The 13348-nt window shown below is 40.6% G+C and carries 12 protein-coding genes; 6 read left to right on the top strand and 6 right to left on the bottom strand.

From position 1 onward, the window contains the following. Positions 1-58: 58 nt before the first annotated feature. Both ACQKL5_RS17465 and ACQKL5_RS17460 read right to left on the bottom strand, forming a co-directional pair. Positions 59-1594 (bottom strand): solute symporter family protein, encoded by a 1536-nt coding sequence (locus tag ACQKL5_RS17465; protein ID WP_427610168.1) that lies wholly within the window; start codon positions 1592-1594, stop codon positions 59-61. Positions 1595-1600: 6 nt separating this feature from the next. Then, positions 1601-1945, bottom strand: a complete 345-nt coding sequence (locus ACQKL5_RS17460; protein WP_427610167.1) for a DUF485 domain-containing protein — start codon at positions 1943-1945, stop codon at positions 1601-1603. Between the two features lie 427 nt (positions 1946-2372). Between ACQKL5_RS17460 and ACQKL5_RS17455 the strand changes: the two genes are divergently transcribed. The 5 genes from ACQKL5_RS17455 (at position 2373) to ACQKL5_RS17435 (ending at position 7993) form a co-directional block, all read left to right on the top strand. Further along, positions 2373-3044, top strand: a complete 672-nt coding sequence (locus ACQKL5_RS17455) for a response regulator transcription factor (protein ID WP_427610236.1) — start codon at positions 2373-2375, stop codon at positions 3042-3044. An 11-nt stretch (positions 3045-3055) separates the two neighbouring features. Then, positions 3056-4285, top strand: a complete 1230-nt coding sequence (locus tag ACQKL5_RS17450; protein WP_427610166.1) for a sensor histidine kinase — start codon at positions 3056-3058, stop codon at positions 4283-4285. Positions 4286-4781: 496 nt separating this feature from the next. Next, the gene (locus ACQKL5_RS17445; protein WP_427610165.1) at positions 4782-5960 is read left to right on the top strand and encodes a NupC/NupG family nucleoside CNT transporter; all 1179 of its coding nucleotides are present in this window, start codon (positions 4782-4784) and stop codon (positions 5958-5960) included. Positions 5961-6136: 176 nt separating this feature from the next. Next, a complete protein-coding gene (msrB, locus tag ACQKL5_RS17440; RefSeq protein WP_427610164.1) occupies positions 6137-7096 on the top strand; it encodes a peptide-methionine (R)-S-oxide reductase MsrB in 960 nt (319 codons plus the stop codon). Positions 7097-7123: 27 nt separating this feature from the next. After that, complete coding sequence (locus ACQKL5_RS17435; RefSeq protein WP_427610163.1) at positions 7124-7993, top strand: STAS domain-containing protein; 870 nt, start codon at positions 7124-7126, stop codon at positions 7991-7993. A 47-nt stretch (positions 7994-8040) separates the two neighbouring features. Here ACQKL5_RS17435 and ACQKL5_RS17430 read toward each other — a convergent pair whose 3' ends face one another. The 4 genes from ACQKL5_RS17430 to ACQKL5_RS17415 all read right to left on the bottom strand — a co-directional run bounded on the left by ACQKL5_RS17430 (position 8041) and on the right by ACQKL5_RS17415 (position 12172). Then, complete coding sequence (locus tag ACQKL5_RS17430) at positions 8041-9693, bottom strand: glutamine--tRNA ligase/YqeY domain fusion protein (protein WP_427610162.1); 1653 nt, start codon at positions 9691-9693, stop codon at positions 8041-8043. Between the two features lie 255 nt (positions 9694-9948). Continuing rightward, positions 9949-10689: an amino acid ABC transporter ATP-binding protein gene (locus ACQKL5_RS17425; protein ID WP_427610161.1), complete on the bottom strand. Its 741-nt coding sequence runs from the start codon at positions 10687-10689 to the stop codon at positions 9949-9951. A 12-nt stretch (positions 10690-10701) separates the two neighbouring features. After that, positions 10702-11367: an amino acid ABC transporter permease gene (locus tag ACQKL5_RS17420; RefSeq protein ID WP_427610160.1), complete on the bottom strand. Its 666-nt coding sequence runs from the start codon at positions 11365-11367 to the stop codon at positions 10702-10704. A 25-nt stretch (positions 11368-11392) separates the two neighbouring features. Then, positions 11393-12172, bottom strand: coding sequence for a transporter substrate-binding domain-containing protein (locus tag ACQKL5_RS17415; RefSeq protein WP_427610159.1), 780 nt, complete (start codon positions 12170-12172; stop codon positions 11393-11395). A gap of 252 nt (positions 12173-12424) precedes the next feature. Here ACQKL5_RS17415 and purU point away from each other — a divergent pair, with 252 nt between their 5' ends. Then, on the top strand, positions 12425-13327 hold the full coding sequence (purU, locus tag ACQKL5_RS17410; RefSeq protein WP_427610158.1) for a formyltetrahydrofolate deformylase: 903 nt from the start codon (positions 12425-12427) through the stop codon (positions 13325-13327). The last annotated feature ends 21 nt before the right edge of the window (positions 13328-13348 follow it).

Here is a 13348-nt window from a genome sequence, read left to right as displayed (position 1 = left end):
CGGGAACGTTACAATAGAGAAAGAGGGGGAAGATGATCCCCCTCTTTCTCTATATGGATTAAATGGAATCTTTCATCCCAGTGTTAGCTTTGACCAATATTTCATCATATTTCTTTGCATCCGCTTTTTTACTGGAGAGCAAGGTACCTAAGATTGCCGCGATAAATCCAATCGGGATGGAGACGATTCCCGGATTTGCAAGCGGGAAGATGGGGTTCCCAACAAATATGGCATTCCCGTCCGGAGACCAGACATTCGGGCTTAAGAATACTAGTAATAGGGAGCTAATCAGGCCAACGAGCATGCCGGTAACTGCCCCAGCCGTGTTAAACCGCTTCCAGAAAACCGTAAAGAGAATGATGGGCAGATTTGCACTAGCCGCTACGGCAAAAGCAAGTGATACAAGGAAAGCAACATTCATGTTTTGAGCAAATAGGGCCAGGATGATGGAAAGGATGGATACACCGATTGACGCCCAACGAGCCGCAACGACTTGCTCTTTATCAGTGGCTTTTCCTTTGCGAAGGATATGACCATAAAAATCATGGGCAAAAGCAGAGGCCGCGGAAAGAACCAGTCCGGCTACAACGGCTAAGATGGTTGCAAAGGCAACGGCTGAGACAAAGGCGAACAGGAAATCACCGCCAATGGCTTCAGCGAGTAAGGGAGCAGCCATATTGCCAGCCGCGTTAGCGCCAACGATTTTGTCATATCCAACGAAAGCTGCTGCCCCAAAGCCAAGGAAAATGGTCATGATATAGAAAATCCCAATAATCCACGTTGCATATAACACGGACTTTCGAGCGGTGATGGCATCTTTCACTGTAAAGAATCGAATGAGGATATGAGGCAGACCTGCCGTTCCGAGTACAAGGGCCAGATTGAGTGATAAGGTGTCCAACGGATCTTTGAACTTATTGCCAGGGTTAAGGAAATCGCCGCCAAGAGGGGTGGCTGTTTTCATTTGCCTGAACATTTCCAGCACGCTGAAGTCGAATTTTGCCAGAACAATAATAGAGATGATGAAGGTCCCGGCCATCAACAAAACAGCTTTGACGATTTGTACCCAGCTGGTTGCTGTCATTCCACCAAAGACGACGTATACCGTCATTAAAACTCCAACAATGATAACAGAGTATAAATAATCGATTCCAAGTAATAATTTTATGAGGGCGCCTGCACCAACGAGTTGGGCAATCATATAAAAGGTCGATATGGAGATTGTATTCAACGCTGCAACGCCACGTACCTTCTTCTCGTTGAATCGTGCAGCAATCATATCGGCTAGGGTGTATTTCCCAAGATTACGAAGTGGCTCGGCCACAACATAGAGTACGACGAGGTAAGCGACTAGAAAACCGATGCTATAGAAGAATCCATCGAATCCAGAGAGTGCGACCATCCCTGCAATTCCTAAAAATGAAGCGGCGGACATATAATCCCCAGCTATAGCCCAGCCATTTTGCCAACCAGTCAGGCTACTATCTGCCGTATAGAAGTCAGCAGTCGTTTTGGTACGGCGTGAGGCAAAGAATGTGATGACCAACGTTAGACCAACTATAAGAAGAAATAGTGTAAATGCAAGTACATTCATCCTTTATCACCCTCTTCCTTTCACTTCATTTATTATCTTATCAACGAGTATATCGAAAGTAGCAGCCTTTTTGGAATAAAGCACGCAAAGGGTCCAGGTCATGATGAATTGTGCAAAGGCTAGGACCCAGGCCCAACTGATAGCACCGAATGCATATGAATTAAGCACGGTAGAATAGGAAGTGAGAATAGGTAATGAGAAATAAAAGACCATGAAAAAGATGGAAAGTGGAATGATAAATTTGCGTTTTTTTCTAAGGAGCACTTGAAATGATGGAGATTGGACAATTTCGGTGTAATCAATGGAAGCGCTTTCTTTTTGGTCTTTTGCCACAGATTCGTTTGATGGCAATGTGGTTCCCCCTTTATTAATTAAGATTTTTTACCAATCAGATCCGATAACACTTTCAGTATATATTTATTAGAATATTTTGTAAATTTAATTTTTAAAAAACCTTAATTTTTTATTCGACATAGTATTTAGCGACAAAAAGAAATCAAAATTGGTTTATGAATTGTGAAAATCAAGAACCATCATTAAGGAAAAGTTAAGCTTTTTTCAAGATAATGATTTAATGAATGAAATCAGATAGGTTTGAAAAACGGTTATGGATGAGGATGTTTTCATTCGTGTGTTTTCTGCCAATAAGGCGACCATATGAAGTCATTTAGACACGAATATTTAAAGAAGTAGACTAAGGGTAATCGCCTTTATTTTATATATGAAAAAGGATAAGATTACAGAATATAGAAGAAAAATGTGGGGATGGTGCCTTTTGATGAAGGTATTAGTGGTAGAAGACAATGTTTCACTATTAGAATCGATCAGGCAAATATTAGAGGATGAGTATGAAGTCGATACCGCTAGTAATGGGGAGGATGGGCTGTTTTTAGCCCAGCAAAGTATATACGATATCATTCTTTTAGACGTAATGCTTCCGGGTATGGATGGTTTTGAGATCATCCGCCAAATGAGAGAGGCTAAAATTGACACGAGTGTCCTGTTCTTGACTGCAAAAGATTCGCTTGAGGATCGTGTAAAGGGCTTGGAACTTGGAGGGGATGATTATCTGGTCAAACCCTTTCAAGCGGCCGAACTGAAGGCGAGAATAAGGGCCCTTCTGCGCAGAAGTGGAATTATATCGCTTAAGCAGGGGTTGAAATACCGAAGAATCGAGTTATTGGAGAGGGAAAAGGATATTCTGATAGACGGTGAGCCGATAAAATTTACGGTGAAACAATTTGAGTTGCTCGAATACCTGATTCAAAATAAAGGAAAGATTTTAACCCGTGAACAGATTTTTGACCGGGTCTGGGGATTTGACTCCGATACGACGATTGCCATCGTTGAAGTTTTTGTGCACCATATAAGAAAGAAACTAGAACCCTTTCAATACCATAAGGATATCCAGACTGTCCGAGGAATTGGCTACATGTTAAAACAACCATAAGGGAGAATCGTATGTTTCAAAAAACGAGGCTTCAACTAACTCTTTTAAATTCAATCGTCTTCATTGTTCTTATTGCGATATTAAGCAGAACGATATATTACTATACAGAAAACCAGATTTACAGGGAAGTTAACGATTCATTACGTGAACAAAGGATGGGAGGTATGCCAGGAGGGAATCGTCCTCAAGGTGAATTCCAGTTAGGACCAGGCCCGAGTGTAATCGTTTGGGGTCCTAATGAAACAATCATTGAGCCACGATTGAACGAAGGAAGTTTCTTTAAGGTCAATGAGTCGGAATTCTTCCCGAAAACTTTCGATGAGATTGAAGAAATTTCAGTTGAAGGGGCTACGTACCGGGCGATTTCCACCCAGGTCGATACAGAGTACGGAAGAATGACGTGGCAATTCATACGGAATGTTGACTCGGAAAAAGCCATGCTTAATCGTTTACTGCTCATATTGATTATGGGAGGAGGAATGGGAAGCCTATTGGCTATAGGGGCAGGGTACCTTTTAGCAGGGAGAGCACTTATTCCGATAAAAAAATCGTGGGAGCAACAGCAACAGTTTGTTTCCGATGCCTCACATGAAATCAGGACGCCACTCGCTGTCATTCAGTCGAGAGCCGATCTGTTATTTCAAGCACCTTCCGCGACAATAGAAGAAAAGGCTGAAGATATCTCGATTATTTCTAAAGAAGTCCGGCGGTTGAAAAAGTTAGTGAATAGCCTTTTAATTTTGACTCGAACGGATTCAAACCAAATGGAGGTCAACAAAGCCAGCTTTTTCTTGGATGATTTGATTAGTGAAATCGTCGAACAGTATATCGATATAGCTTCTTTCCATAATAAAACGATAATCTGCTCCGCTCCTGAACAAGTTGTGTTTTTGGGGGATAAAGAAAGAATTCATCAGTTACTGGTGATATTAGTGGACAATGCAATGAAATTTACGGAAGAAGGCGGGAATATTTCCATAGCATGCGTCAAAAGTGCATCATCCATCATTCTTTCCGTAGAGGACGATGGAAAGGGGATACCACAAGGTGAAATCTCGAAAATTTTTGATCGGTTTTATCAAGTGGAGCATTCCCGCTCTTCGAATGAAGGTTCTGGACTTGGCCTCTCTATCGCTAAATGGATCGTACAAACACACCAAGGGACCATCAAAGTGACGAGTGAGGAAAATAAACGCACACGTTTCGACATAATATTCCCAAGAAATCAAAGAAATCAATGATTGAATGAAAAAGGCTTTAACTTTCCTTTTTAACTTAGAGAAAGTTAGAGCCTTTTTGATTTTAATTTATGGAGGGAAATAAACAAAGGCCAACAAGCAATCAATGGCATTATGATATACGGCAGGGATGCAGGAATTGGCCGGAAAAGATAATAGAGTTGAAAGTGAATCGAAATTCAGGGGAATATTTAATGGTAATTATAGGTAAATAATAATTGCAAATGTTTGGAAAACCATGAGAAAAAGCTCTTTATGGTAAGGGGTGAATATGGAGCCAAGAACAAGGGAATGATTTTTAAAAAAAGGATACAGACATTAAATAATGAATAAAAAGGAAAATATTAATTGCACAACAAAAAATATTAGTATAATATATAAAATTAAAGAGGTACGGACAAGGAATTATGGTAAAAAGAGAAAACGCTTGCATAATTAATTTTTAGGTACCCAGTTAAAAGTTTTTATTCATTAAAAATCACCTTAGTGGAGGCCACATATGAAATTTCTGATAGCTATTTTAGGGCTGATCGTTGTCTTTGGACTTGCTTTATTAGTGAGCAGTGACCGTAAGAAAGTCAAAATAAAACCAATTATTATAATGATCATCATCCAGCTTATTTTGACGTATATCTTATTAAATACGAAGTTTGGCCTAGTGATTATCAATGCCATTGCTGACGCGTTTGGAACGCTCTTGAAATGGGCCAATGAAGGAGTAACATTCGTCTTCGGCGGAATCGTCAATGAAGGAGCGTCACCGTTCTTTTTAAATGTGCTTCTTCCAATCGTGTTTATCTCTGCCTTAATTGGAATCTTACAGTACTTAAGGATTCTTCCTTTTATAATGAAGTGGATTGGTTTATTGATCAGCAAAATTAACGGAATGGGTAAACTGGAATCTTATAATGCGGTTGCTTCGGCTATCGTTGGTCAATCAGAGGTCTTCATTACTTTGAAAAAGCAACTGGGTGCCATACCGCCTTCACGTATGTATACACTTTGTGCGTCAGCCATGTCTACGGTATCCATGTCAATTGTAGGGGCCTACATGACAATGGTCGAACCAAGGTACGTAGTGACAGCTATCGTTATTAACATGTTTGGCGGATTTATTATCGCTTCTATCATTAACCCGTATACAGTGTCCGAGGAAGAGGATATCCTTGCTGTTGAAGAAGGGGCTGAGAAGCAATCTTTCTTCGAAATGCTTGGAGAGTATATCATGGATGGGTTTAAAGTGGCGATAACTGTTGCAGCCATGTTAATAGGTTTTGTCGCATTGATTGCGGGTATTAACAGCTTATTCGACATGATATTAGGAATCAGCTTCCAAGAAATATTAGGGTATATCTTCGCACCATTTGCATTCATCATGGGTGTTCCGGCGTCGGAAATCGTATCTGCAGGTGGAATCATGGCTACGAAACTAGTTACAAATGAATTCGTTGCCATGCTAAGTTTAGCGGATTCAGGGTTTAGCGAGAGGACTTTGGGAATCGTATCGGTATTCTTGGTATCATTTGCAAACTTCTCATCAATCGGGATCATCGCAGGTGCAGTCAAAGGTTTAAATGAAAAGCAAGGGAACGTAGTGGCTCGATTTGGTTTGAAGTTACTTTATGGTGCGACGCTTGTCAGCATTCTTTCAGCCATCATTGTCAGCGTCATCCTTTAAGACGTTTCTTGATAATAAATGATTATAAAAGGCACTTAGGGTAAATCCTAAGTGTCTTTTTTTGAAGCACAAGAAATAAAAGGATTAGTTCTTTTATTTTCAGGAGGAATAGAAGGGTTTTATAGTTAAAATATGTAATAATATAACAGAATTAATAGTCGGAGAGGATGCTAAGTATGACGGGTATGGAAAGAGAGGTAGCGACCTTTGCAGGGGGGTGTTTCTGGTGTATGGTGGCGCCCTTTGATGAAATGGATGGAATGATTAAGGTGACTTCCGGTTATACAGGTGGGACGTCTACCTATCCAAGATACAAGCAAGTGATTTCAGGGCAGACCGATCATGTAGAAGCTGTTCAGATGGTGTTTGATCCAAGAGTCATTTCATATAAAGAGCTACTCCAAATTTTCTGGCAGCAAATCGATCCTACTGATGATGGCGGTCAATTTTCGGATAGGGGTAGTCAATATAGATCCGTGATTTTTTATCATAACGAACGTCAAAGACAAGAAGCTGAGGAATCCAAAAAAGAGATAAGAGAGAGCGTTCGATTCAATGAGACGATTGTAACGAGCATTGTCCCGGCAATGAAGTTTTATGAAGCCGAAGAATATCATCAGGACTTCCATAAAAAGAATCAATTTCGATATGCTCTTTACTTCAAGGGTTCTGGTCGCGAAGGCTTCTTAAAAGAAAATTGGCCTAAAGATCGAACTCACCTTAAAGGAATCTTAACTGATAGTCAGTTTTTTGTTACACAGGAAAATGGGACAGAGCCACCATTTGATAATGAATATTGGGATCACTTCGAAGAAGGCATTTATGTGGATGTTGTTTCGGGTGAGCCTTTATTCAGTTCAAGGAATAAGTATGATAGCGGTTGTGGGTGGCCAAGTTTCACAAAGCCCATCATGGCCACAAGCGTCCATGAAAAAATTGACTTAAGTTACCGGTCTACCCGGACTGAGATAAGAAGCAGGGAAGGGGATTCCCATCTTGGCCACGTATTTACGGATGGACCGGCGCCAAAAGGAACACGTTATTGTATCAATTCGGCAGCACTTCGGTTCATTCCTAAAAATGAAATGGAACAGGAAGGGTACGGAGACCTATTATTGCTATTCCGAATAAAATGATGTTGTTTAGAGATAGGAGAATACAGGATGAATCATTCCGATGGATTATTATATCAATATATTATGGATCACTCTTCTACGATTACAGAAAGATGGTTAGATTTACGTGAAAAGGTGGATGGGTCTATTTATTCGGTAGACAACCAAGATGAAGTGGAAGAGCTTCTAAGGACACAAAATACGCTGACCATAAAGACGGTAACGAGCACCTTACTGGATGATCAAACTACATTCATGGAAAATATGGAGCGTTGGGCATTGATTGTTGCCAAAAGCAGGGTTGAATCTGAAACTCCCATTTACGAAGTGTTAGATGCCATCAATAAAGTACGAGTAATTTATTGGTCCTTTATGGAGGAGTACATGCTACAAGAGGAACCGATAATAACGAAAGAGATGATCATCCGGTGGAGTCACCTGATTCATGCGGCTTTTGATCGATTAAACATTGAGTTTACTGAACAGTATTACAGATTGACGGAAAAAAAGTTAACGGCTCAACAGGAAATAATTAATGAAATCGGTGCGCCAGTAATCCCGATTGTCGATGCTATAGCCGTTTTACCTTTAATAGGAGAAATCGATGCAATTAGGGCAAAGGAAATTTTGAATTTGACTCCTTCTAAATGTATTGAACGAAACGTTTCTCATCTATTTATCGATTTATCTGGCGTTTCATTTTTAGACCACATAGTTGCCCACCAAATTTTTCAACTGATCAACACCTTGAATTTATTGGGCATTGAATCGACGATTTCCGGCATACGCCCCGAAGTCGCACAGACATCCATTCAGCTCGATGTGGATTTCAGTAACGTTCGAACTTACAGTACCCTCAAGCAAGCACTCATTAAGCAAGGGGTTAAGCTACACGAAAAGAAGGAAAAAATTGAATAAAAAGAACCAAATTCCATTATGGAATTTGGTTCTTTTTAAATGGTTCTTTATAATTTGAATGAACTTTTCAAGCCGACGATTTGATTGAAGACAATTTGCTCGGATGAAGTAAGTTTCGGGTCAACATTATAATAGCCATGTCTGAAAAACTGGAATTTATCCTGTGGCTTAACGCCTTTCATGTTAGGCTCGACAAATCCGTGTAAAATCTCAATAGAAGCGGGGTTCACACGCTCTAAAAATGATTTATCTTCTTCTTCGCCGTCCTCATTATCCATGATAAGAGGTTGGAAGTTACGGAACTCAGCTGAAACGGCTTGGGTAGCTTCGACCCAGTGAAGAGTACCTTTCACTTTACGACCAGTGAAACCAGATCCGCTTTTTGTATCAACATCGTATGTGCAGTGAAGCTCAATGACATTTCCATCTTCGTCTTTTATAACTTCTTCACATTTAATGAAATAAGCGTGTTTTAAACGCACTTCATTACCCGGGAAAAGGCGGAAATACTTTTTCGGTGGGTTTTCCATGAAGTCATCTTGTTCGATATATATTTCACGTGAAAAAGGAATTTGTCGTGTACCCATCTCAGGAACTTCAGGGTTGATTTCAGCTTCCAGCATTTCAACTTCACCTTCTGGATAGTTGGTGATGATGACTTTAAGTGGTTTTAGAACACCCATGGTGCGTGGAGCTTTAAGCTTTAAATCTTCACGGACAAAGTGATCGAGCATTTGTGAATCGACAACACCACTTGTTTTTGCCACACCTATTTCTTGGCAGAAGGCACGGATGGCCTCTGGTGTATAACCTCTTCTCCGTAAGCCGGAGATGGTAGGCATGCGTGGATCATCCCAGCCATCGACAAAGTTTTCATCGACAAGCTGTTTCAATTTACGCTTACTCATTACCGTATTTGTTAGATTTAAACGGCCAAATTCGTATTGGTGCGGTTTACTTTCCATTTCACAATTGTCAACAATCCAATCATAAAGCGGACGTTGGTCCTCGAATTCCAGTGTGCAAATAGAGTGAGTGACGCCCTCGATGGCATCTTCAATTGGATGGGCAAAAGCATACATCGGATATATGCACCATTTATCTCCAGTATTGTGGTGCTCCGTATGGGAGATACGGTAAATAACAGGGTCCCGCAGGTTAATGTTTGGTGAGCTCATATCAATTTTTGCCCGCAATACTTTCATACCGTTCTCAAATTCGCCATTACGCATCTTTTCGAATAGCTCAAGGTTTTCCTCAACCGTTCTATTGCGGTAAGGGCTGTCTTTACCAGGTTCCGTTAACGTTCCACGGTATTCACGGATTTGGTCTGCATTCAGGTCATCAACGTAGGCTAGACCTTTCGTGATAAGCAATACAGCCTTTTTGTACATTTCATCAAAATAATTGGAAGCGAAGAAAAGGTTATCCCACTCATAACCAAGCCATTTGACATCTTCTTTGATTGAATTGACATACTCAATATCTTCCTTCAATGGGTTTGTATCATCGAAACGAAGGTTCGTTTTTCCATTGAATTCATCAGCTACTCCAAAATTCAGTATGATGGATTTTGCGTGCCCGATATGTAAGTAGCCGTTTGGCTCGGGAGGGAAGCGGGTGATGATATGATCATGTTTTCCGGACTCTAAATCGTCGTTTATGATGTTTTTAATAAAATTTGAAGAGTTATGTTCCAACAGAATTCGACCTCTTTCATTTATATACTTCTTTTAATTTTACCTGTATATATACCATAAATACAGACATTTTTCCATGATCGAGCCGGAAGAGGGGAGATAAGGACATGTTCTATACAATTCATCTAGTATTTAGTTTGTACATCTGGGCAGAATATATCCCTGAAACTTTGAAAGTAGCTCCTAAATCTATATAACTAGTATCATGTTAAGAAAAAGAAGCAATGCAGAAACCTTCTGCACTGCTTCGGATGGTTAAAATACCGTTGTTTGTAAAAATTCCTTTGTCCGTTCTTCTTTTGGGTTGGTGAAAAATTCAGCTGGTGGACCACTTTCAATGACACGCCCATTGTGCATGAAGACAATCCAATCGCCAACTTCACGTGCAAAGCTCATCTCATGGGTCACGACGACCATAGTCATTCCTTCGATGGCAAGTTCCTTCATCGTGGATAACACTTCACCGACGAGTTCCGGGTCGAGGGCGGAAGTAGGTTCATCAAAGAGTAGGATGTCAGGTTTCATGGCTAGGGCCCGAGCGATGGCAACACGCTGTTTCTGTCCACCGGACAGTTTGCTTGGATACACATCCGCTTTATCCGATAGTCCCACTTTAACCAATAATTCTTTTGCTTCCTTGATGGCTTGAGACTTGGGGACTTTCTTAACATGAGTTGGCGCTTCTATGATATTCTCGAGTACAGTCATATGTGGGAAAAGGTAAAAATGCTGAAAGACCATGCCCACTTTTTCTCGAATTTTATTAATATCTTGGTTACCGGGCTGAATTTCCGTTCCCTCAATCAGAATCTGTCCACTGTCCTTTTTTTCTAAATAATTGAGGCAACGGAGCAATGTACTTTTACCGGAACCACTAGGGCCTATCAGACAGACCACATCGCTATCCAGAACCTTCATGTCAATATCCTTAAGGACATGTAGGTCTCCGTATGATTTATTCAAGTTTCTTATGCGTATCATTTCTTTTTGTTCCATTTTCAATTCCCCCTATCGATCGCTTATGGACAATTTCTTTTCAAATGCATTGACGGCTATGGTTAAGAGAGCCACAAGTATCAAGTAATAAACAGCTACAATCAGAAGGTAAGTCATTTCATCAAAATTATTGGAACCTAACGTCGTGGCTACGTTAAAGAGCTCATTCATCGAGATGAATGCGGCTAATGAGGAATCCTTAAGGCCGATGATGAATTGGTTACCTAGCGGAGGTAGTGCCCGGCGGAAGGCTTGTGGTAAAATAATTCTTCTTAAAGTAAGAGACCTGCTCATCCCAAGCGAGCGTCCGGCTTCCATCTGTCCTTTGTCGATGGATTGAATGGTCCCGCGCAATATTTCGGAAATGTAAGCCCCATTATGGAAGGCGAGCGCAAGAGAAGCTGCCCAGAAATCGGGAAGCAGGAAGATGTTGCTTATACCGAAGTAAAGGATGAATATTTGGACGATCAATGGCGTACCCCGGACAAGGAAAACATAAGCATCCGATATCCAGGCAAGAATTTTTATATTAGAAATTTTTAAGAGTGCAAAAAGTAATCCAATGACGGTCCCTACTAAAATGGATACAACAGTAAGCTCCAACGTTAGGAGCATGGCTCGGATGAACACATCCGAAGAACTAAATAGTGTATCAAAAAAATGTGAAAAACTTGGCAATGTGACAACTCCCTTTCTATCAATCTTATTCAGGTTTGGTTGTTATATCTTCTCCAAAGTACTTTTTGCTGATCTTAGCAAGTGTTCCATCTTCACGAAGGTTTTCTAGGGCATCATTGACCCGCGCTAGCAGTTTAGGATTATCCTGTGGCAATACTATGGCCTGTTCGCTACGTTCAATCAACTGTCTCCCTTCAATTTTAAATCCTTCTTTCACAGCTTCTTTTCCAGTGACAAAATCAGTTATGACAGCATCATGACGACCCCCGCTCAATGCTTTCAGCGCAGTTATGTCACTATCGTAGGTTTTTACATTAGTTGTATACTCTTCAGCGGTATTCGCATAGGTAGAGCCTTTTGAGGCGGCTACTTCTTTTCCTTTTAAATCTTTAATTGTCTTGATATCACTATCGGGGCGAACAAAGATTTGCGGACCTGAGTAGTAATATGGGGTGGAGAAGGCAACATGCTTACTACGCTGATCATTAATTGTATGACTAGCAACAGCGGCATCTGCACGTCCGGTTTTAACCCCCTCAACGATTCCTTTGAATTTTATTCGTTTAGGGACTGCTTCAAGACCTAGTTCCTTGGCAATGGCCTTTCCCACTTCTACGTCAAAACCCGTTACAGTCATGTCATCGTTAACATAGCTGAAGGGTTTGAATTCGCCTGAGGAAGCAAAGATGAATTGATCCTCATTAATCAGCTTACTTCCATCTTCTAGCTGATCTTTCTCGGCGCAGCCAGACAAGAGACCAAGAATGACCAATAAGGCAAGAATGAATTTTACCGATAATTTCATGATTGTTTCTAATCCCCCTTTAAGAACTGATAAAGTGTTCTATACCCAGTTGTCATCTGTCATAACCTTCTATTTCAGGTATAACGTCCTAAATGACAAAAAAATCGACTGTGAACAGGCCGATTCTTGTCATGTATTCTCATTTACTATGTAAGTTAAGAGGTCTTGAACTTTGCATTACATGGACTGACTTTAACTTTGCCATTGAAATAAAGTATAATATAGCAAAAAAGAAGAAGGGCTGTGGGGATAATGGTGAACAACTTTGTGCAAGATCAGTTACAGGCATATCGTGAAAAGAATGAAGATAGAGGCCGGTTAATAATAAAGTGTCCAGACCAGCCAGGAATTGTCGCAACGGTAACGGCATTCCTTAAAGAATATGGAGCGAATATTGTTGAACTGAGTCAGTATTCCATGAATCCTGATGGAGGGACATTTTTTACTAGAATAGAATTTGATTGCCCAGGTTTAAAGGTTAAATCAGGGGACATGGAAAAAGAATTTCAAGAAATTTCTGAAACATTTTCCATGCAGTGGACGTTTAATTACGTAAGTGATTTAAAGAGGACGGCAATTTTCGTTTCTAAAGAACCACATTGCCTGCTTGAACTGTTATGGGAATGGCAAAGTGGGAATCTATTAGCTGATATAGCAATCGTTATCAGTAACCACGAAGATACTAGAGAAATCGTCGAATCCATGAACATTCCTTTTCACTATATTCCGGCAAATAAGGAGATTCGTAAAGAGGTGGAAGCACAACAGCTTAAACTGTTGAAGGATTATAAGATCGATTTAATCGTATTGGCTCGTTATATGCAAATCCTGACGCCTGAGTTCGTTGCAGCACATCCCAATAGGATTATTAACATCCACCATTCATTCTTGCCTGCATTCATTGGAGCGCGTCCATATGAACGTGCCTATGCCCGTGGGGTTAAGCTAATTGGGGCCACCTCACATTATGTAACAAATGATTTAGATGAAGGTCCCATCATCGAGCAGGACATTGAACGTGTCGATCACCGGGACTCTGCAGAAGAGATGAAGAAAATTGGTCGTTCTGCGGAACGTAGAGTACTTGCTCATGCTGTGAAATGGCACTTGGAAGACCGTGTTCTTGTTCATGAAAACAAAACGGTAGTTTTTTAAAAAGCAGAACCCTCTTTTAGC

This window comes from Peribacillus sp. NPDC097675 (genome assembly GCF_050277655.1).
Taxonomy (GTDB): Bacteria; Bacillota; Bacilli; order Bacillales; family DSM-1321; genus Peribacillus.
Note: the sequence above shows the minus strand (reverse complement) of the source record. Positions and strands in the feature narration are given on the sequence as shown.

Excerpts from the sequence above, each read along its gene's own strand:
- ACQKL5_RS17435 (WP_427610163.1), top strand. The coding sequence starts at position 7,124 with ATGAATCATTCCGATGGATTATTATATCAATATATTATGGATCACTCT.
- ACQKL5_RS17455 (WP_427610236.1), top strand. The coding sequence starts at position 2,373 with ATGAAGGTATTAGTGGTAGAAGACAATGTTTCACTATTAGAATCGATC.
- ACQKL5_RS17425 (WP_427610161.1), bottom strand. The coding sequence starts at position 10,689 with ATGGAACAAAAAGAAATGATACGCATAAGAAACTTGAATAAATCATAC.
- ACQKL5_RS17465 (WP_427610168.1), bottom strand. The coding sequence starts at position 1,594 with ATGAATGTACTTGCATTTACACTATTTCTTCTTATAGTTGGTCTAACG.
- ACQKL5_RS17450 (WP_427610166.1), top strand. The coding sequence starts at position 3,056 with ATGTTTCAAAAAACGAGGCTTCAACTAACTCTTTTAAATTCAATCGTC.
- ACQKL5_RS17445 (WP_427610165.1), top strand. The coding sequence starts at position 4,782 with ATGAAATTTCTGATAGCTATTTTAGGGCTGATCGTTGTCTTTGGACTT.
- purU (WP_427610158.1), top strand. The coding sequence starts at position 12,425 with ATGGTGAACAACTTTGTGCAAGATCAGTTACAGGCATATCGTGAAAAG.
- ACQKL5_RS17415 (WP_427610159.1), bottom strand. The coding sequence starts at position 12,172 with ATGAAATTATCGGTAAAATTCATTCTTGCCTTATTGGTCATTCTTGGT.
- msrB (WP_427610164.1), top strand. The coding sequence starts at position 6,137 with ATGACGGGTATGGAAAGAGAGGTAGCGACCTTTGCAGGGGGGTGTTTC.